At 39.6% G+C, this 21,095-nt stretch carries 20 protein-coding genes and 1 rRNA gene; 14 read left to right on the plus strand and 7 right to left on the minus strand.

What is annotated here, in order from left to right; genetic code table 11:
* Positions 1-89: ribosomal RNA gene (rrf, locus tag E0E36_RS22750) — 5S ribosomal RNA — on the plus strand; the annotation flags it as partial.
* 238 nt (positions 90-327) lie between these two features.
* Here the strand turns inward: rrf and E0E36_RS22755 are convergent.
* From E0E36_RS22755 to E0E36_RS22765, 3 genes are all read right to left on the minus strand, one after another.
* Positions 328-711 carry an SRPBCC domain-containing protein gene (locus E0E36_RS22755; protein WP_013663668.1) on the minus strand — a complete coding sequence of 128 codons (384 nt, stop codon included), beginning with the start codon at positions 709-711 and terminating at the stop codon, positions 328-330.
* Between the two features lie 62 nt (positions 712-773).
* Positions 774-1,394 (minus strand): hypothetical protein, encoded by a 621-nt coding sequence (locus tag E0E36_RS22760; protein WP_013663667.1) that lies wholly within the window; start codon positions 1,392-1,394, stop codon positions 774-776.
* Between the two features lie 39 nt (positions 1,395-1,433).
* Positions 1,434-1,850, minus strand: coding sequence for a GNAT family N-acetyltransferase (locus E0E36_RS22765; RefSeq protein ID WP_013663666.1), 417 nt, complete (start codon positions 1,848-1,850; stop codon positions 1,434-1,436).
* A gap of 200 nt (positions 1,851-2,050) precedes the next feature.
* On the opposite strand from E0E36_RS22765, the gene E0E36_RS22770 reads away from it, so the two are divergent.
* A complete protein-coding gene (locus E0E36_RS22770) occupies positions 2,051-3,259 on the plus strand; it encodes a porin (RefSeq protein WP_207303798.1) in 1,209 nt (402 codons plus the stop codon).
* Positions 3,260-3,317: 58 nt separating this feature from the next.
* Here E0E36_RS22770 and pruA read toward each other — a convergent pair whose 3' ends face one another.
* Positions 3,318-4,952 (minus strand): L-glutamate gamma-semialdehyde dehydrogenase, encoded by a 1,635-nt coding sequence (pruA, locus tag E0E36_RS22775; protein WP_013663664.1) that lies wholly within the window; start codon positions 4,950-4,952, stop codon positions 3,318-3,320.
* Between the two features lie 120 nt (positions 4,953-5,072).
* Here pruA and lpxK point away from each other — a divergent pair, with 120 nt between their 5' ends.
* The 5 genes from lpxK (at position 5,073) to E0E36_RS22800 (ending at position 10,057) form a co-directional block, all read left to right on the plus strand.
* Positions 5,073-6,113 carry a tetraacyldisaccharide 4'-kinase gene (gene lpxK, locus E0E36_RS22780; protein WP_130857879.1) on the plus strand — a complete coding sequence of 347 codons (1,041 nt, stop codon included), beginning with the start codon at positions 5,073-5,075 and terminating at the stop codon, positions 6,111-6,113.
* Between the two features lie 31 nt (positions 6,114-6,144).
* Positions 6,145-6,963: a purine-nucleoside phosphorylase gene (locus tag E0E36_RS22785; RefSeq protein ID WP_013663662.1), complete on the plus strand. Its 819-nt coding sequence runs from the start codon at positions 6,145-6,147 to the stop codon at positions 6,961-6,963.
* Positions 6,960-9,029, plus strand: a complete 2,070-nt coding sequence (locus tag E0E36_RS22790) for a putative porin (protein ID WP_130857880.1) — start codon at positions 6,960-6,962, stop codon at positions 9,027-9,029. The genes E0E36_RS22785 and E0E36_RS22790 overlap by 4 nt, the downstream gene beginning before the upstream one ends.
* A 101-nt stretch (positions 9,030-9,130) precedes the next feature.
* Entirely contained in the window at positions 9,131-9,568 is a 438-nt protein-coding gene (locus E0E36_RS22795; protein ID WP_013663660.1) for a peptidylprolyl isomerase, read from the plus strand.
* Between the two features lie 33 nt (positions 9,569-9,601).
* Positions 9,602-10,057, plus strand: coding sequence for a DUF5606 family protein (locus E0E36_RS22800; protein WP_130857881.1), 456 nt, complete (start codon positions 9,602-9,604; stop codon positions 10,055-10,057).
* Between the two features lie 316 nt (positions 10,058-10,373).
* Here the strand turns inward: E0E36_RS22800 and rlmH are convergent, their stop codons facing one another.
* Positions 10,374-10,850, minus strand: coding sequence for a 23S rRNA (pseudouridine(1915)-N(3))-methyltransferase RlmH (gene rlmH / locus E0E36_RS22810; protein ID WP_013663657.1), 477 nt, complete (start codon positions 10,848-10,850; stop codon positions 10,374-10,376).
* Between the two features lie 256 nt (positions 10,851-11,106).
* On the opposite strand from rlmH, the gene E0E36_RS22815 reads away from it, so the two are divergent.
* From E0E36_RS22815 to fabG, 7 genes are all read left to right on the plus strand, one after another.
* On the plus strand, positions 11,107-11,997 hold the full coding sequence (locus tag E0E36_RS22815) for a DUF3078 domain-containing protein (protein ID WP_130857882.1): 891 nt from the start codon (positions 11,107-11,109) through the stop codon (positions 11,995-11,997).
* A gap of 112 nt (positions 11,998-12,109) precedes the next feature.
* Positions 12,110-13,927, plus strand: a complete 1,818-nt coding sequence (locus E0E36_RS22820) for a MutS-related protein (protein ID WP_130857883.1) — start codon at positions 12,110-12,112, stop codon at positions 13,925-13,927.
* Between the two features lie 334 nt (positions 13,928-14,261).
* Complete coding sequence (locus E0E36_RS22825) at positions 14,262-15,233, plus strand: ribonucleoside-diphosphate reductase small subunit (RefSeq protein ID WP_013663653.1); 972 nt, start codon at positions 14,262-14,264, stop codon at positions 15,231-15,233.
* Positions 15,234-15,328: 95 nt separating this feature from the next.
* On the plus strand, positions 15,329-17,707 hold the full coding sequence (locus E0E36_RS22830; protein WP_013663652.1) for a ribonucleoside-diphosphate reductase subunit alpha: 2,379 nt from the start codon (positions 15,329-15,331) through the stop codon (positions 17,705-17,707).
* Positions 17,708-17,872: 165 nt separating this feature from the next.
* Positions 17,873-18,088, plus strand: coding sequence for a cysteine-rich CWC family protein (locus E0E36_RS22835; RefSeq protein WP_242627373.1), 216 nt, complete (start codon positions 17,873-17,875; stop codon positions 18,086-18,088).
* Position 18,089: 1 nt separating this feature from the next.
* Complete coding sequence (locus E0E36_RS22840) at positions 18,090-18,476, plus strand: acyl-CoA thioesterase (RefSeq protein WP_041387838.1); 387 nt, start codon at positions 18,090-18,092, stop codon at positions 18,474-18,476.
* Between the two features lie 142 nt (positions 18,477-18,618).
* On the plus strand, positions 18,619-19,362 hold the full coding sequence (gene fabG / locus E0E36_RS22845) for a 3-oxoacyl-[acyl-carrier-protein] reductase (RefSeq protein ID WP_130857885.1): 744 nt from the start codon (positions 18,619-18,621) through the stop codon (positions 19,360-19,362).
* A gap of 38 nt (positions 19,363-19,400) precedes the next feature.
* On the opposite strand, the gene E0E36_RS22850 is transcribed toward fabG, so the two are convergent.
* Positions 19,401-19,700 carry an FtsB family cell division protein gene (locus E0E36_RS22850; RefSeq protein ID WP_041387025.1) on the minus strand — a complete coding sequence of 100 codons (300 nt, stop codon included), beginning with the start codon at positions 19,698-19,700 and terminating at the stop codon, positions 19,401-19,403.
* 102 nt (positions 19,701-19,802) lie between these two features.
* Positions 19,803-21,095, minus strand: coding sequence for a phosphopyruvate hydratase (gene eno, locus E0E36_RS22855; RefSeq protein WP_013663648.1), 1,293 nt, complete (start codon positions 21,093-21,095; stop codon positions 19,803-19,805).

The following is a 21,095-nucleotide window of genomic DNA, read 5'->3' on the forward strand; positions in this document are numbered from 1 at the left end:
CCACCTCTTCCCATCCCGAACAGAGAAGTTAAGCCCGCCAGAGCCGATGGTACTGCAGTAACATGTGGGAGAGTAGGTCGGTGCCGATCTTTACAGAAGGCCGCCGTGCATTGCACGGCGGCCTTTCTTATTATATCCCTTCCCAAAACAAAGCGTGCCGTCGAAAGCAAGACACGTATTCCTCCATACTGTATCATTATCGTAAAAAATATAGACCTTCCGTTCTATGTTCTAGGAAATGGCTATATGACTCTTATTAAGGAGCGCTAAGTGAAGGGGGGCAGACCGTTATAGCAGGTACAAATACAAGTTGTCATTACATGAAGCTTATTCACCTTCGAAAAAGTCAATCAAAGAAGCCATATATACTTGTTGCCATCCTTCTACAATGTCTTGGTAATCTGTATCAGGAATATTTGTATGAAGAAGTTCGAGAGATGTTCCCTTTTTATGGGGATGAAGCTTGATCGTAACGATGGATGGCTCCATTTGATCACCAAAATACCACTGTTGGACTAACTTTTTGTCCTTTTCCAAAATCAAATTTTTTCCGGTAATACTACCATCCCAAAGAGAAAATTCTGAGTTCGGCGTATTGGACATGCTTACTTCATCGCCAGTCCATAACCTAATAGCCTGTTCCATAGTCAATGCTAAATAAACCTCCTCAGGGTTTGCGGGAATAATAAAATACTGCTTGAACTCTTTCATTTCATGTTAAGTCTTCGATAATAACAAGATATTGACTAGGAAAAAAGAATATTATCAAGCAACTAATTCGGTTGAATTGTACTCTCGATAAAATAAAGTAATTCCCTATTTGCTTCATTATAGGCTTCGAAAAGTGCTTTTTTTGCCGTAAGTGATCCGCCAATATTGGGTCTCGAAACAATGTTCGCAATATTCCGTGTAAGTGTTTTGCTAGTTTCTGTCCGATTGTCTTCGATAACAACATGAAATCCAGCGACGGAATTCCATTTGTTTTTGGGTAAGGCCCCCCAACTGAAATCACCTTCGCTATTACCAATAGCTGATGATGCATCAGTGCCTGAGGCCGAATGATATGCTGTTATAGCAATTCGGACAGTAATCTTATTCTTTTCTGCAGGTGAATGAAACTGGGTTGTATCTAATATATTAATAATTGCACTAGGGTAAGAAGTCATAATCCCTTGAGCTATATGATTTATTATGTCCTGTGATGAACATTCCACACGTGTTGTGTCGGTGATTTTTCTCAGATCAGAAAATACAATATTTAAATTAATTCCCCGTAACTTGTCGTTGCCAGTGCCAATTTCAGCTGTCGGTGGGCACCATACGAGTATTTTCTGTCCAAATGCATGGACTGAAAAGAGAAAAAAAACAAACATTAATAAAAATTTCTTAGTCATCTTCTATACGGTTGATTATTACAAGCTTGTCGTAAACAATTAATTCTCTGTCAGCGCTTTTTCCATTCTTAGGTATTCTATCTGTCCCTTTCTAAAAATTTCGCCAATCTCAACAAAATGATGCTTTTTATAAAAGGGAACAGCCGAAATGCGTGCATTACACCAAATGATCTTCGATCCTTGTTGATAAGCATATTGAGAAATGTGATTTAATAGGGTCGACCCGTAGCCTTTATTTTGATATCTACTATCCGTTGCGAATTTTCGGAATTGCGCTTCCTCACCTCTCACAAATAACGATACGACAGCGATAAGTTCGTTATTATCGTATAAACCAAAATGAATGCCCAGGTCATCTTCATCCAGAATGATCGATTCAATCGAACTTTCCGGATAGAGAACCGCTTGGCGTAATTGCATGGTTACTGTCGGGGCTATTTGTTCGATTTGTGTCATGTCTACATCAAAAATTTACGCGAGCAAAAATACAGCTTTTTAAACCTTATTCGTTATTTTCTTTCACTAATTACGGACTTGAGTAGTAATTTGTATATTACTTTGCTATTAATAAATCGGATTTTGCAAAATACTTAATCTATTGTTAACGTTTTCTTAACATATAGTCTATATTTTCGTAACCATTATTTAATATAAAGATGAAAATAATTCGGCTATCACGTATTGTGTGTTTTATGGTATTCTCTTTCTGTGTAGATGAAGTATTGGCACAGCGGGAGAGAGACGAGTTTCCTACATTAAAAAATTTTAAAGGATTGCAGTTTAAGTCTAGTGACTCTACAATCTACATGAATTTTCGCTTCAGAATGCAAAATCGATTAGGTGCATCAACAATTGATGGAGATAATCTTGGTATTCGGGAATTTGATGCCAGGGTTAGACGCCTCCGTATGCGAGTGGATGGATATTTATACTCACCTAAATTCTCTTACACCATTCAGCTTGCCTTTACTCGAGGAGATCAAGACTTCGATGATACAGGTGTTGCAAATATAGTTCGTGACGCGGTTGTCTTTTATAACTTTACCCCTAATTTTTATATAGCTTTTGGCTTAAATAAATTGCCTGGCAATCGGCAGCGAGTTAATTCGTCAGGTCAGTTGCAATTTGCCGATCGGTCAATCGTAAATGCTGCGATGAATATCGATCGCGACTTCGGCATAAAGGCTTACTATAAAAATAAGATAGGTGAAACCGCAGTCTATCATTTAAAAGGTGCTATAACCACAGGCGAAGGTCGTGTTGCCAATAATACCGACAAGGGGCTTGCTTACACGGGGCGTGCGGAACTATTACCTTTAGGGGCATTCACTGATGACGGCGACTATTCCGAAGGCGATTTGATGCGGGAAAGAACGCCAAAGGTTTCATTTGGCGGTGGCTATAGTAAAAATGTGGGTACAACGAGGAGTGGTGGGCAGATTGGGTATTATCTATATGAACCTGTTACCCTTCAAACCTATTTCGCAGATGCTATTTTTAAATATAATGGTTGGGCATACCAGTTCGAGTACATAAAGCGTACCGTGGATAAAGCAATTACTTATAATGAAGCAGGCGAATCGGCTTATGCTTTTAACGGCCAAGGTATCAATCAACAAATATCCTATTTATTCAAGAGCAATTATGAGCTGGCTGGACGCTATTCATGGTTGGAACCCGGGGCAAGCATCGGGGATTACCAGCAAGAAACCGAAATTATTGAATTAGGCGCAACGAAATACTTACATCAACATCGGATCAAATTTCAACTGAATGTGAATTATCAGACTAAGCAGGGAGTCTTTGCGCTTGATGGTAAGGGAAATCGATGGGGAGGGGTTTTTCAGGTAGAATTAGGTATTTAACTTTTTAGCATACAATAGGAAGAGATCACTTGCGCAAAGTGATCCCTTCTTTTTTAGTTTACTCCTGTTCCAAAAACGGATAACGATAATCCGTTGGTGGGTTAAATGACTCTTTGATAGTGCGTGGAGAAACCCAACGTAATAAATTGATCATTGAGCCTGCTTTGTCGTTCGTACCGGAACCTCTTGCACCTCCAAAAGGTTGTTGGCCAACCACAGCGCCCGTACATTTATCATTTATATAAAAGTTGCCTGCGGCATTTTTTAATGCATCAGAGGCTTGCGCTATGGCATAACGATCTTGTGCTATAACAGAACCGGTAAGGGCATAAATCGAAGTTTGATCTATTAATCGTAAGGTATCTTCCCATTTTTCGTCTTCATAGACGTAAACAGTAAGTACCGGGCCAAACAACTCTTCTTTTAAAGTTACATAATCCGGTGTTTTGGCAAGGATTACCGTAGGTTGAATGAAATAGCCAACGCTTTTATCGTACTCGCCACCGATAATTACCTCTGCATCTTCATCTGATTTTGCTTGATCAATGTATCTTGTAAGCTTATCGAAAGACTTTTCGTCAATAACGGCGTTGATGAAATTTGAAAAATCTTCAGTAGGTCCTACCTTAAAGGAATTGATATCTTTCGTCATTAATTCTTTAAGCGCAGGCCATAGTGACTGTGGAATATACACGCGTGACGCCGCTGAACATTTTTGGCCCTGATATTCGAAAGCCCCTCGAACAATGGCGGTGTTCGCCGCTTTTATATCAGCCGATCGATGAACTAAAATGAAATCTTTACCACCGGTTTCACCAACTATACGTGGATAACTTTTGTATTTATGGATGTTTGTCCCAATCGTTTTCCATATTTCTTGGAAAACGGCAGTAGATCCGGTAAAGTGTATGCCGGCAAAGTCCGGATGATTAAAGACCACCTCACCTACATCCGGCCCATGTGCATAAATCAAATTGATAACGCCTGCCGGTACGCCTGCCTCGTGGAAAATTTCCATTAACAAATGAGCTGCATAGATTTGCGTGTCAGCAGGTTTCCATACAACCACATTTCCCATCATAGCAACACAGCTAGGTAAGTTTCCCGCTATTGCAGTAAAGTTAAAGGGAGTTAATGCGAATACAAATCCCTCCAAAGGCCGTTGCTCTACGCGATTCCACACGCCATCAGAAGAAACAGGAGGTTGTTGCGAATAGATTTCGCTCATATATTTCACATTAAATCGGAGAAAGTCAACGATTTCGCAAGCTGAATCGATTTCTGCCTGATATGCATTTTTTGACTGCCCTAACATAGTGGCCGCATTTAGCTTGTAACGGTATTTACCGGCTATTAAATCGGCGGCTTTTAAGAAGATACTAGCCCGATGTTCCCACGGCAAATCTTCCCAATTTTTCTTTGCTTCTAAAGCAGCGTTAATGGCGTCGGTTACGTGGTTCTTGCCGCCTTTATGATAATATCCCAATAAGTGTTTGTGGTCATGCGGAGGTCTTAACTCGCCCTTATTTCCAGTCCTTATTTCTTGGCCACCTATAAACATGGGAATATCCGCCTCCTGCGATCTTGCAGTACGCAAGGCTTCTTGCAATAAAGCGCGTTCCTTACTTCCGGGAGCATAGGCATATACCGGCTCGTTTATAGGGGTAGGGACACTAAAAAATCCTTTTAACATAATATATTTTTATTTTGTGTGATACTTGGCAAAGGTACCAAAAGCCCGATAGCTCTGCAATTGAAATCGGTATTTAACCGTTTGTTTATTACCTTTGTTACTTGGTATCGAAAAAAACAGATGAAAAAACTGCGCCTTTTATTACTTCCGTTCTCTTGGCTATATGGCGCTATCTTATTTTTCAGACATTTTATTTACGACCGAGGTTTCGCAAATAGTTATGGTTTTGATAAACCGGTCATTGTTATTGGCAATTTAGTACTTGGTGGGGCAGGTAAAAGCCCGATGACTGAATACCTTTTGCGTTTATTTGCCGGTGTAAGCATAGCGACGCTAAGTCGAGGTTATGGAAGGAAAAGCACCGGGTACCTCGAAGTGCAGGGAGGCAGTACGGCTGAAAAAGTAGGGGATGAGCCGTTGCAATTTAAAAGAAAATTTCCATGCGTTACAGTCGCTGTTTGCGAGGATAGAGTGGAGGGATTGAGACAGCTGATGCCAAGCCACGATATTTTTGTTTTAGACGATGCTTTTCAGCATAGAAGACTAAAGCCAGGCATTAGTATTTTACTGTTCGATTTTGAAAGCCTTCAGGAAAACAAATGGGTACTCCCCGCCGGAAATTATAGAGATTTATTTATGCGACGAAATTTCGCTGATATTATCGTTATTACTAAGTCGCCGGAGGCACTTTCAAAAACGGATAGGCAGCGATGCCTACAATTACTAAAATTAGAAAGAGAACTCCCCACATTTTTCTCTTATATTGAATATGGCGATTTAGTAAATTTGATGACGGATGAAAAAGAGTCTTTTCCAATAAACGCCCGCCTAATAGTAATGACGGGTATTGCCAATCCAACACCGTTTTGCAATTATTTAACAACAAAAGGCAACGTATTGAAAATGATTGAATTTCCGGATCATCATCGTTATACAGCTGGTGATTTACTTAAGATAAAAAGGTATTGGCAATCATTGGGCGATTGTTTAATCGTAACGACAGAGAAAGATGCCATGCGTTTGCGAGATCCGGAACTGCGCTCGCATATTGAAGATTTGCCTTTACATTATATACCGATAGAAACGAAATTTCACCATAATGCGAGTGGACCAAGTTTCGACAACTTAATTAAAGATCAAGTATTTGGCAAGCAGGTGTAAATAACCCTTTTTAAAAGATAAAAGTGATTATATGTATAGATCATTAGGAGAAACCGTTACTTATATTGAACAAAGAATAGGAGATTTTAAACCCGAAGTGGGCATTATTTTAGGAACCGGTTTAGGTGGTCTCGTGAAAGATATAGCGGTTGAGCACCAACTTATGTATGCTCATATTCCGAACTTTCCTGTTTCTACCCTTGAATTCCATTCGGGTAAATTGATTTTCGGTACCTTAAGCGGTAAAAAGGTAGTAGCAATGCAGGGTAGACTTCATTATTATGAAGGTTATAATATGCAAGAGATTACATTCCCCGTACGTGTTCTAAAGCTGCTCGGTATACAAAAGTTGTTCGTATCGAATGCCTCAGGATCATTAAATCCAGCGATAAAGAAAGGTGATCTTGTCTTTATTGATGATCATATTAGCTTGTTGCCTGAAAGTCCATTACGTGGTCCGAATAACGATGATCTTGGCCCTCGCTTTCCGGATATGAGCGAACCCTATAACAGAGATTTTATACAAAAAGCGTTAAATATTGCGGCGGAAAGTAACATCCGAGTGCATAAAGGCGTTTATGTTTCTACGGCTGGCCCTAATCTGGAAACTCGTGCTGAATATAAGTATATGCGCCTAATAGGTGGCGATATTGTAGGAATGAGTACAGTTCCGGAGGTTATTGTGGCTAATCACATGGGCTTACCGGTTTTTGCTGTATCGGTAGTTACGGATGAGGGTTTTCATGAAAATTTGGAAGTCGTATCAATCGAAGATATCATTGAGGTAGCTAAAACGGCAGAACCAAAGATGACGTTAATTTTAAAAGAATTACTAGCTTTGCCAGAATGATTAAGCATTTGCGTGCCTGTTTTTTCCTTTTTGTTTTGTGTCTTTTCGCCGGTCATAGCTTTGCTCAAGAGCAAGAGGAGTGGGGCGCCGATTTGGATTCGCTTCGTCGAGCGGAAGAGGCACAACAGGACTCGATTATTTACAATGCGTCTTATATACGGTATACAACTTTAGATCGTTTGAAACAGGGGACATTTACGGTTCCACTGGATACAACCTTAAAGGGGTTTCAATATTACAATCCCCAAACGAAGCCTAAAAGTCCGACAATGAATCTTGGGAACTATGGGTTAGCTACGCGTGATTTACTGTTTTCTCCTACAACAGAAATTGGTTTCAGAACGGGGTTTACCGCTATGGATCGCTATCTTTTGACGCTTGATTCTATTCGCTTTTACAGGGCGCGATCACCCTTTTCCGAATTGTATTTTGTTACCGGAGATCAGGTTTTTAGTGCAAAAATAGGTCAGAATATCAAGCCAAATTGGAGTGTTGGCGCTAATTTTAACGCATCTTTAGCACGAGGATTTTATCAAAATCAGCGTTACAACGATATACAGCCTGCAATTTATACTTGGTATGAGTCGCCTAACCTGCGGTACAACTTGCAATCAGCGTTGATATTTAATACGCTCGTCGCTACAGAGAATGGCTCAATTCTAAACGATAGCATATTCCGGGTACAGCCGGAAAATTCGAATCCTGAATCCTTTGAGGTACGCTTAAGTCAACAACGAGAACAACGTCCGAGAAATACCTGGACAGATCACAGCTTTTTTTTACGACAAAGCATGTTTATTGGTCGACTCGATACGCTTAATAAAGGAACGCAAGAACAACAAGTATTGCCAACCATGTCAGTGGCACATAGTTTGAAACTCAATAGTAAGAAATACAAGTTCTTCAAGAACGAAGCTGATCCTAATGGAGCATTGCCTTTTAGTGAATCTGTTTTAACCAATGATTCGACCATGTTGACAACCATTACCAATGACTTTGTTTATAGTTTCTCGCTGCGTGGAAAGTCCGTTTCATTTATTAAAAATGAGGTAAAACTCGATTTAGGGTTGCAACATGATCTTATGTTTTATAAACAAGGGCGAGACTCGTTAAGCGTTCAGGATACGCTTGCTTCCAATCGGTACCGGGACATGTCTTTTCAAAACATTACTTTAAAAGCTGGATTGGGGTATCGCTTTAGTGATCGTGTAAATATTACGACAGACTTTAGACAGATAATTACCGGGCGGAATTTTGGGGATTTCCATTATGGAGCACAAGCTAATCTTCTGTATAACAATACCGTTGGCCGACTCGTACTCGCAGGGTATTTTCAGAATCAATCACCGGAATACCTTGCAGAGTCTGTAAACTATACATACCACAAATGGGACAATAATGATCGATTAGATAAAATCAAAACAACCAACTTATCGGCTGCTTATGAAAATCCCCGTTTTCGTTTTTTAGCAAAAGCTGAGTACTTTTTAATAAACAACTATACGTATTACAAAGAAGTTGACAACCCGGATCATCGATCCGAATTGTTACGGGTTATTGAAGTGGCTCAACACGAATCGCCCATCAATTTATTGAAGTTGACCTTAGGTAAGGATTTTACTTTTTTTGACAAATTGCATTTTGATAATTACGTTGTATACCAAAAATCAGATTACAACGATATATTGATGACACCGGAGTTTTATACTTGGCATAGCTTCTATTATAATACCATTTTGGTAAAAGTAATCAATCTTAATATTGGTTTTGACATCCGTTTTAACACCCCTTATGTTGCGCCTGCTTATGCAATCAACATAGGGCAATTTTATCGGCCCTATTATGGAGGTGTAGATGCAAACGGGAACGAGATTACACCAATTGAGTTTTCTAGCTATCCGATTGTGGATCCTTGGGTGACAGCAACCTTAAAAAGAACAAATTTCTTTCTGAGATATGATAATGCCAGTCAGGGACTCTTCTCAAGAGGGTATTACACCGTAAGGCGCTATCCGATGGCTCCTGCCGGCATGCGGTTCGGCGTTAGCTGGAAGTTTTACGATTAGTATATTATCGTCCCTATCTAATCCCTTCACAGCAATAAATAAATAAAATTACAGAAAGAGAAAGGATCAAATGATTACCTTTGCCATTTAATAATACTGATATGAGTAAAGCAATTATAAAAACTGAGAAAGGTGATATGACGGTGCAATTTTATGATAAAGATGCACCTGGACATGTGGCAAATTTTATTAAACTCGCGAAATCCGGCTTTTATGATGGTACGGTATTTCATCGGGTGATTCCTGATTTTGTGATTCAGGGAGGAGACCCAACCGGTACGGGAGCAGGGGGGCCGGGATATACGATCGACTGTGAATTAGATGGAGAGAATCAATACCACGATCGCGGTGTATTATCGATGGCTCATCGCGGTAGAAATACAGGTGGATCGCAATTTTTTATTTGTCATAGCAGAAATAATACCGCTCACCTGGATCGCAATCATACCTGCTTTGGCAAGGTTGTCGAAAATGTCGATGTTATTGATGACATCCGTCAGGGAGACAAAATTTTAAGTGTAGAAGTCATTGAGGAATAAGTGATATTGTAAACGTTTTAAAAAGGGATATAGATGAATTTAAGAGGAATAGTTTCCGTCACAGGACGTCCGGGTTTATTTAAGCTGATAGGACAAAACAAAACAGGTTTCATTTTGGAAAGCCTGGATGAAAAACGTGTGAAGATTGTTGTTAATATATCAACTGCAAAAATGGCTTCCTTGGAAGATATAACCATTTTTGGAACGGAAGACGATATTAAACTTATCGACATTTTTGAAAAAATGAAAGGTCTATCGTCGTTGCCGGATGCAAAGAAAGATAGCGGTGACAAGTTGCGTGCGTTTTTTAATGAAGTTGCGCCGGATCACGATGAAGAACGTGTATACTCTTCCGATATTAAGAAAATAATTAACTGGTTTGTCATTTTAAAGGGATTTCCTTTGTTTGATGAAGAAGCTCCTGCTCCGCTTGATGCTGAAGCTGTAGGGGAGGATAAAAAAGTAGAAAGAGAAGAGCTCGCGAAATAGCGATCTGCATCCAATAAACGGGGGTGTTCTTTTTAGGCCCCCGTTACGTTTTAAAGGTAATCGCTGATTAAAGAATGAAAATAATCAATGCGGCTAAAGCAATGCCAATTACAATCATTATCCACATATTTTGACTTTCTTTACCGGTATTGATTCCCTTATAGTGATATTTTCTTGTGCTTGGTAATTTCATGAGATCCTCCTTTACAAAATGGTGAAAACCTGGTAGCTTTGTGATGGGTTATTTTACTTAAGTGTTCTACTCCCTCATTTGTTTGATGAAAACTCATCAAAAATTCCATAAAAAAGTAAAAAATTACTCGTGATGATAAGGTTCGCCTCGAAGAATGCTAAACGCCCTGTATAACTGCTCGACGAAAAATAGGCGAATCATTTGGTGAGAAAAAGTCATGTTGGACAGAGAAAGCTTGTTTTTCTGAGCACGGACATATAGGCTGTTATCGAAGCCGTAGGGTCCGCCAATTATGAAGACTAAATGCTGGGTTCCATTCAACATGTGCCTTTCTAAATACTTAGCAAAATCAATCGACCGGGGAGCCATTCCTTTCTCGTCTAAAAGGACAATCGTATCTGTTGCGTTCAGTTGTTTTGAAATTTGTTCAGCTTCCTTGGCTTTTTGCTGATCAGGGGATAGATGCTTCGTATTCTTAATATCAGGGATAATAGTCATCGAGAAATTTATGTAATGCTTAAGTCTTTGCAGGTATTTGTCAATTCCTGTATTTAGATATGACTCATCCGTTTTTCCTATACAAAGCAAGGTGATTTTCATTTGTATTCAAGTGTTGCGTGCAGTGCAGCGTTTTATATGCCGTTTTTTACGATGTTAAATTTCGTACAATTGGAAATTAATACACAAAATAAAGGATATTAATACACAAATCCCTTTTTTATAAATAATAAATATATTTATTTTTTAATTTTGCGGAAAATTAATTAATGTGAAGGCTTAGGGGCGTTTGCTTCGGGCGTTTTTACAATTGTTAAACCATCGGTGCCAGTCTAAGCGCACCTAAAAATCATTTCCGATGAAAAAAGTCGTACTGTTAACATCTCTTTTTGTGTCACTTTTATGTTGTCTACATGCACAAGAAACAAATCCTGATTCTATTTGGAAAATTCATGGTGAGAATACATTTCTAATCAATCAGAGCACGTTTTCCAACTGGGCTGCAGGAGGAATAAATTCCTTATCGGCCAACTTAGTGCTGAACTATGATTTCAACTATAAGAAAGATAAATGGAGCTGGGATAACAAAGTTTTAGCGGCATATGGTTTGACCAAACAAAAAGATTTAGGCTGGCGGAAGAATGATGACCGTATTTTACTAAACAGCTTATTGGGATATCAGGCTGCGCCTAAGTGGCTATATACTTTCTTTATGAATTTCAACTCGCAGTTTGCAAATGGATACAATTATAATGCGGATGGAAGCAGAGAAGCGTTAATTTCTGCCGGATTGGCACCTGCGTACCTGAGTTTTGGCCCTGGTATTGCCTATAAAGAATCGGATAATTTCCGTTTCAATTTATCACCTGCATCCCCTAGGTTTGTTTTTGTAACTAATCAGGAACTTGCAGATCAAGGGGCCTTTGGAGTTGATCCAGGTAAAAAAAGCCGCTTTGAATTTGGTGCCTCTTTTGACGCTTACTATCGTAAAAATATCATGGAAAATATCGGCATAGAAAATATCCTACGCTTATACTCTAACTATTTAGAAGACCCAAAAAATGTGGATGTCGATTATACGCTCAATATTTTCATGAAGGTCAATCGATTTGTTTCCGTGAATGCCGGCGTTCAAATGATCTATGATGATAATACGGATGTTCCAAAAGAAAGGGACGGTGTGAATTACAAAGGAAAAGGTTTACAGGTTAAGCAAATTTTTGGAGCTGGTTTTACCTATAAATTCTAGACGTACATAGAGCCGATATTGGTTTTTTTACATCCCGAACCGTTAGCTGCAGTTCGGGATTTTTTTATTTCACCTATCGGTAATTCAATTTTAAGCCTTATCTTAGAAAGCTATGAATACCCCTATTGTTGCATTTTACCAAGAAAAACGCCAGCTGACACAAGATAAAATCAAGCGCTTTAATCGTATTATTAATCGGCTATCTTTCGCCCGATTAGCATTAATTCTAGGAGGAGGTGTAGTTTTATTTAAGGTGGTACAATCAGAAAGTGTCTGGTTGACGCTTATATCTTCTTTTCTGATTCTCATTGTATTTATGTGGCTGGTAGCGAAGCAAAGTAAGTTGACCAAAGATAAGGAGGAAGCAGAAGATGATTTAACGATAGTAGAGAATGAGTTGAATTGCCAAGCTGGGACGACGAGCATTTATAGTGATGGCGCCGAATTTATTAATGATAAACATGGATATACCAGTGATTTAGATGTTTTTGGAATCAATTCAATTTATCACAGAATAAATCGGGCTGCGACAATAGACGGGAGAAGTATGCTAGCTCGTTGGTTGTCTGTCGCAGCAACTGATAAAGAGATTGCAGATCGCCAGCAAGCGGTGAAAGAACTCGAAGAAGATCCTTCTTGGGGGTTGAACTTTTTAGCTCGATTAGTTTTCGCCCTAAAAGAACAATCTAATTTCAAAGATACCCTGGTCAGCTATTTGAATAAACCCTATGCCGATTTTGGAAATAGCTTGTTGCGCTTTTATACAAAGGTAGCGCCTTATATTTTGTCAATAAATATTGCCTTGTCGTTCTTTTATGGGACTCCTTTTTCAAACATTGCCCTGCTTTTGTTTATATTTAATATTTTGCTTACGATGGCCTATGCCGGAAAGGTTTCACAGATCGCCGCTGGTATTGGTCGGATGGGAAACTTACTGGAACGTTTTGGAAAGGTATATGAAAGCGTTGAACGTCGAGGATGGCAAGCCGATTTGCTAAAAGACGGTTTGCTGTCTAAAGGACAAAAGGAAGGGGAGAAGACCATATCACAAAGCATTAGAGAGCTCGGATCGTTGATTAACAAACTGGACTACCGTTTAAACATACTGGTAGCGACTTTTCTGAACGGTATTTTCCTTTGGGACTTTAGGCAAGTCTTCGCCATTTTGGATTGGCGTAAAACCCATCATTATGAGATGGCAAAGTTGTTTGATGAATTGGCTTGCTTAGAGGCCTTGGTAAGTTTTGCTTTTATAAGGATTAATGATCCTTCGTGGAATTATCCGCGTATTATACCAACCGATGCTCATATCCTGCAGGCCGAAGGTCTAAGACATCCGCTCATTCCTACGGTCAGTTCTGTGCCAAATGACTATTCTTTAGATGGTCATCGTCTGGCTTTAATCACCGGGTCTAATATGGCGGGGAAGAGCACCTTTCTTCGAACAGTAGGCGCCAATATGGTATTAGCGCTTAGCGGGGCACCCGTTTGTGCGCTGCATTTAGAGCTTTCAGTAATGCATATTATTACCTACATGCGTATCCGGGATTCATTGAATGAAAGTACTTCAACCTTTAAGGCAGAGCTAGATCGATTGGATATGATTCTAAAAGTGGTTAATACGCAAAAGAACACTTTCTTTTTGGTGGACGAAATGTTACGAGGCACCAATTCAGTTGACAAATATTTAGGCTCTAAAGCAGTTATAGAAAAGCTAATAAAAGACCGGGGGGTTGGTATGGTTGCCACTCATGATCTTCAGTTAGCGAAATTAGAAGACACCAATCCCGGCTATTTGAAAAATTATCATTTCGATATACAGGTGATAGAGGGGGAAATGGTTTTCGATTATAAGTTGAAAGAAGGCGCTTGTAAGATTTTCAATGCCTCTATGCTTCTCAAAAAGATTGGAATTGACATTTCACTTTAAGTGTGTGAATAACTAACACATTGTGCAAAACTTCGATTAACGCTCGAAGCTTTCAAAGATTATCTTTGTTAGAAGATCAAGGATATGTTCTTTGAAATACTTAGTCAGCGATTATGTTGTTAATGAATTTCCAATAAAGCACGGGCTTGTAACCATTTTCTAAGCTGTTTCCCTGGTTTAAAAGCATTTCAAAAGCCGGTACAAGTACTAGATTTCCGCTGAATAAGTAATCATCGTTTCTATTAAATTTTAATTGACGGTTTCTTTGGGTAAAGGAGATTAGCCGTGAGGACGATTATCTTTTTATAAATGCCTATACATAAAACGTAAAACTATGAGCCAAGAAAATGAAGTATTGTTAAGAGAAAATAAAGATCGATTTGTAATCCTTCCGATTAATTATCCGGCGATTTGGGATATGTACAAAAAGCACGAAGCGAGTTTCTGGACGGCTGAAGAAATTGATTTATCCGGCGACTTAAAGGATTGGGCAAACCTAAATGATGGAGAGCGCCATTTTATATCGCATGTTCTTGCTTTTTTTGCGGCGAGTGATGGGATTGTGAACGAAAACCTGGCCATAAATTTTATGAGCGAGGTGCAACTGCCGGAGGCTAGGAGCTTTTATGGATTTCAGATCGCGATGGAGAATATTCATTCTGAAACTTATGCTCTACTGATCGATACTTATGTAAAAGATCCCGTTGAAAAAGATCGGTTATTCCATGCCATAGAAACGGTTGAATGTGTTAAGAAAAAGGCGGAATGGGCTTTACGTTGGATTGAAAATGGCTCTTTTGCTGAACGCCTAGTTGCTTTTGCAGCGGTGGAGGGCATTTTCTTCTCCGGTAGTTTTTGCGCTATTTTCTGGCTAAAAAAGAGAGGGTTGATGCCTGGTTTGACATTTAGTAATGAATTGATTTCACGTGACGAAGGTTTGCATTGCGAATTTGCATGCTTATTGTATAGTATGTTGGAAGCTAAGCTTCCGAAAGAACGCGTACAGGAGATCATTATTGATGCAGTAGAAATTGAAAAAGAGTTTATAACGGATGCCTTGCCTGTTAAACTTATCGGAATGAACGCCGATTTGATGAAGCAGTATATCGAATTTGTGGCCGATAGGTGGTTGGTAGAACTTGGTAATAGCAAATACTATAACGCTACTAATCCATTTGATTTTATGGAACTTATATCCCTGCAAGGCAAAACAAATTTCTTTGAGAAACGTGTAGGAGATTATCAGAAGAGCGGCGTTACCGGAGAAAAAGGAAAAGCCAGCTTTTCTTTGGATGAGGATTTTTAATTAAAGCCATCAGCGATCGGAAGTCGGAAATCGGTTTCTGGAAAAAAGAAAATGTTCTAAATACTGACAGCTAAAAGCTAATAAAGGAGAAAAATATGTATGTAATTAAGCGAGATGGACGTTCCGAGTCCGTAAAATTTGACAAGATAACGGCACGAATTGAAAAGCTGTGCTACGGTTTAAATCCTGATTTAGTGGATCCTATTGATGTTGCACGAAAGGTAATCGAGGGTTTATACGATGGGGTTACCACTTCAGAGCTGGATAATTTGGCTGCTGAAACAGCTGCGTCTTTAACCACTAAACACCCGGATTATGCCTTATTGGCCTCTAGAATTGCCGTCTCCAACTTACATAAAAATACAGTTAAGTCTTTTTCGGAAACGATGAGCTTGCTCTATCATTACATCGACCCGAAAACAGGAAAGCCAGCTCCGTTAATAGCAGATGATGTTTACGAGGTGATTCAGGCGAATGCCATGGAGCTAGACAGCCATATTATTTACGATCGGGATTTCAGTTTCGATTATTTTGGATTTAAAACGCTGGAAAAGTCGTATCTGTTAAAGCTGAATGGGAAAATTGCCGAAAGACCACAGCATTTATTTATGCGTGTAGCAGTAGGTATTCATAAACATGATATCGAAAGTGTTATCAAAACCTACGACTTGCTGAGTGAACGTTGGTTTACGCATGCAACACCCACACTGTTTAATGCGGGTACACCGAAGCCGCAAATGTCATCTTGTTTCCTGTTGACTATGAAAGATGATAGTATCGAGGGAATTTATGATACCTTGAAACAAACAGCGAAGATTTCCCAAAGTGCAGGTGGTATTGGATTAAGCATTCATAACGTACGCGCTACGGGAGCCTATATCAGTGGTACGAATGGCACAAGTAATGGAATCATCCCCATGTTACGTGTTTTCAATGATACCGCTCGGTACGTTGACCAAGGTGGTGGTAAACGTAAAGGAGCCTTTGCTATATATCTTGAACCTTGGCACGCAGATGTTTATGATTTTATCGATTTGCGGAAGAACCACGGTAAGGAAGAATTAAGGGCACGCGATTTATTTTTAGCCCTATGGGTGCCGGATTTATTCATGAAACGCGTGGAAGAGAATGGCGAATGGAGTTTGTTTTCGCCTGATGAAGCTCCAGGCCTAGCAGAATGCCATGGAGAGGCTTTTGAAAAACTATATGAGCAGTATGAGCGTGAAGGAAGGGCTAGGAAAATAGTAAAGGCACAGGATCTCTGGTTTGCTATTTTGGATGCCCAGATTGAAACAGGAACCCCTTATCTCTTGTATAAAGATGCGGCTAACGGAAAATCGAATCAGCAAAATCTCGGTACCATCAAGAGTTCCAATCTATGTACTGAAATTATAGAATATACGTCGGCTGATGAAGTAGCTGTTTGTAACCTGGCTTCTCTTGCTTTACCGAGATATGTAGATAATGGTGAATTCGATCATCAAAAGTTGTTTGATATCACGTACCAAGTGACCATCAATCTCAACCGTATTATTGATAATAATTATTATCCGGTGGATGAGGCCCGTAATTCCAATCTTCGTCACCGCCCTGTCGGATTGGGCGTGCAGGGATTAGCAGATACCTTTATATTAATGCGTATGCCTTTTGAAAGCGAGGCTGCGAAGCAACTTAATAAGGATATTTTTGAGACGATTTACTTTGCAGCAATGACTGCCTCGAAAGATTTGGCAGTGAAAGAAGGCCCCTACGAGAGCTTCAAAGGTTCCCCACTTTCACAAGGTAAATTCCAGTTTGATTTGTGGAATGTTAAACCGGATAGTGGTAGATGGGACTGGGAAGGCTTACGTAAAGAAATTAAGAAACACGGTGTAAGAAATTCGTTGCTGGTTGCACCGATGCCGACAGCATCGACTTCGCAAATATTAGGTAATAATGAGTGTTTTGAACCCTATACCTCTAATATATATACCCGTCGGGTATTGAGTGGAGAATTTGTAATTGTTAACAAACATCTTTTACGTGATCTTGTGGAGCTCGGTTTGTGGAATAATGAGATGAAGAACCGTATTATTGCGGCCAATGGATCTATTCAGGACATCAACGAAATTCCTGCAGATATCAAGGAATTGTACAAGACTGTTTGGGAGATTAAAATGAGAAACATCATTGATATGGCTGCCGATAGAGGTGCCTTTATCTGCCAGTCGCAATCACTTAATCTATTCGTTAATACACCTACGACGGCGAAATTAACCTCTATGCATTTCTATGCATGGAAAAAGGGGCTTAAGACAGGTATGTATTATCTGCGCACTCAAGCGGCTACGCAAGCAGTTAAGTTTACAGTTGAAAATCAAGCAGGTAAGAATATGGAACCGGTTATTCCTGCAAAAATAGAATCAGTTCCGGACGATATTCCAACAGGAGCGGTATGCTCAATGGAAGAAGGCTGCATAACCTGCGGCTCTTAGGGTCAGAAAGCGCTTATTCGTATATAGGTCTCTCAAAAAAATGGAAAAGCTCCTAAGAATCATCTTGGGAGCTTTTTTAGGTAAATTTTTCCCATGATGAATAATCAATTTTATATACGGTATTCATCTTGCATATGAAATGCAATTTATCTAAGTTTGGAAACCTTGAAATCAACTTTCGTCAAACATGAAATTATTCTCTGTGAACGTTGTGGCACCTCGATCGAATGTCGGGCAAACTCGTATTCCAAATGTCAATGCAGCGCCGTGGAGCTGTCTGTCAATGAGGTACAATATATAAGTGAACGATACGATAATTGTCTCTGCGCAGCGTGCTTGCAAGCGTTGAAGCAAGAATATATAGAAACGAATGAACTATAAAATGACCCTGGAAGAAAAAATAAAACAATCAGAGACAAGTATTTTTAAAGCTGTTTTTCCTAATACAACGAATCACTATGATACACTATACGGTGGAACGGCTATGGCTTTAATGGATGAAGTTGCTTTCATTACCGGAACACGTTTTTGTAGAAAGCGATTGGTCACTGTTTCCTCTGACCGGATTGATTTTACAAAGCCAATACCGGCAGGTACCATTGTTGAACTCATTGGAAAAGTAGAAAAAGTAGGACGTACAAGTTTAAAAATAGGGGTGGAAATCTTTGTCGAGCAGATGTACGAAGAACATCGCGAAATCGCTATAAAAGGAACTTTCACTTTCGTAGCAATCGATCAAGATAAGAACCCAATACCTGTTCTAGACTAGCTCCATTTTATATTAGCCATTCGCTAGGTTTTGCAAGTTCACGATTGCATGCAATCAGTCTCACAATAAATTAATGGCAGCTTATTCCAAAGTTGTCAGGAATATCTTATTTTTAGCGTCTAAAATTTTAAGAATACAACGAATGAAATTACTCGAAGGAAAAACGGCATTGGTGACCGGTGCGTCCAAAGGTATTGGTAGAAAAATAGCTGAGAAGTTTGCCGAACAGGGAGCCAATGTGGCTTTTACGTATCTGTCTTCAGTTGAAAAAGGGCAAGCGCTGGAAGAGGAGCTGCAATCCTTTGGTACGAAGGTTAAAGGATATCGTTCAGATGCATCCAAGTTTGATGAAGCAGAGGAGCTTATAGGTAATGTTGTGAAGGAATTTGGTACTATAGACATTGTGGTGAACAATGCCGGTATAACCAAAGATGGTTTGTTGATGCGTATGACAGAAGAAAATTGGGACGAGGTTATTGATGTTAATTTAAAGTCTGTTTTTAATATAACAAAGGCCGTTTCGAAGGTTATGATGAAGGCTAGAAAAGGTTCTATCATAAACATGAGTTCAGTAGTTGGTGTGCAGGGAAATGCAGGGCAAGCAAACTATGCGGCGTCCAAGGCCGGAATCATTGGTTTTTCCAAATCAATGGCAAAGGAATTGGGGTCGCGTAATATAAGAACCAATGTAATAGCTCCAGGATTTATCCGAACAGAAATGACCGATGTACTGGACCCGAAAGTTGTAGAAGGTTGGGAAGCAAATATACCGCTAAAGCGTGCAGGAGAAACAGAAGACGTCGCAAATGCTTGCTTATTTCTAGCTTCAGATTTATCTTCTTATATAAATGGTCAGGTAGTCTCCGTTTGCGGGGGTATGTTGTAAGAAAGGTACAGTGACGAGAACGAGCACAAACAGTAAGCCTATTCGCTAGGCTTGCTATTTTCAATGATAAAGATGTCTTCGTTGTCTTTTTTCATCAAATATTTTTCTCGCGCAAATTTTTGAAGCCTTGTAAGATTGGAGGTAAGTTCCTCCAAGTCTTTTTTCACGATGGCTGTTTCCCGTATATAGAACTCTTTTTCATCCTTTAAGTTTTTTAACTGCGATTGATATTTGTACTGGGAAGTGATATCATTTCGGTCAAAGAAAAGCATCCAGACGATAAATGCGATAGTTGCAATGATGTATTTGTTTCTAGCAATGTTGATTAATTGTTTCATGTCTGTGCTCCTTTCCTTCGCAAACCTAAGCATAAAATTTTACAATAAAAAAGACCTGCAATCAATTTGATTACAGGTCTTTTATTAACTGCTAAAAGTTGTTTATTTAGCAAATTTGAAGCTTTTTCCTAAAAACTTAGCATTACTGCCTAACTCTTCTTCAATACGTAATAATTGATTATATTTCGCCATCCGATCAGAACGGGATGCTGAACCTGTCTTGATTTGTCCACAGTTCAATGCAACTGCTAAGTCTGCAATAGTGTTATCTTCAGTTTCGCCCGAACGATGCGACATAACTGATGTGTAACTATTCGTTTGTGCTAAGCTAACCGCATCGATAGTTTCTGTTAAAGAACCTATCTGATTTACTTTCACCAAAATAGAGTTCGCTGTATCGTTGTCAATTCCCTGTTGAAGGCGTTTTACATTTGTAACGAATAAATCATCGCCTACTAATTGAACTCTTGCACCAATTTTCTCGGTTAACAATTTCCAGCCATTCCAATCGTCTTCGGCCATACCATCTTCAATTGAAATAATAGGATATTTCTCTGTTAATTGTGCCAAATAGTCCGCTTGTTCTGCACTGCTACGTACGGCCCCTTTATCTCCCTCAAATTTTGTGTAGTCATATTGACCATCTTTATAGAATTCTGATGAAGCACAATCAAGCGCCAAGCAAATTTGATCGCCTGGTTTATAACCGGCTTTTTCGATCGCTTTTAGAATCGTCTCGATCGCATCCTCTGTTCCATCAAAGGTCGGAGCGAAACCACCTTCATCGCCTACCGCGGTTGACAAGCCTCTATCGTGTAAGATCGACTTTAGATTGTGAAAGACCTCTGCTCCCCAACGAAGCGCTTCAGAAAAAGAGGGCGCACCAACAGGCATGATCATAAACTCTTGAAATGCAATAGGTGCATCGGAGTGCGATCCGCCATTAATAATATTCATCATTGGGATCGGTAAAGTGTTTGCATTCACACCGCCAATATATCTATATAGGGGTTGACGACTTTCTTGTGCTGCGGCTTTTGCAACGGCTAAAGAGACGCCTAGAATAGCGTTCGCACCTAAGTTTCCTTTATTTTCAGAGCCATCCAGCTCAATCATGATTTTATCTATCGCGTTTTGTTCGAAAACGTCGATACCTCTTAAAGCTTCTGCGATTTTAGTATTTACATTCTCGACAGCTTTCAATACCCCTTTCCCTAAATATCTTGATTTATCGCCATCGCGCAATTCTACCGCTTCATGCATTCCCGTAGACGCGCCGGAAGGAACAGCTGCACGTCCAACGAAACCGTTCTCAGTTGTTACATCTACTTCTACTGTTGGGTTTCCGCGCGAATCTAATATCTGCCGCGCATGTACATCAATAATTGAACTCAT

This window comes from Olivibacter jilunii, assembly GCF_900607235.1.
GTDB classification, from domain to species: domain Bacteria; phylum Bacteroidota; class Bacteroidia; order Sphingobacteriales; family Sphingobacteriaceae; genus Olivibacter; species Olivibacter oleidegradans.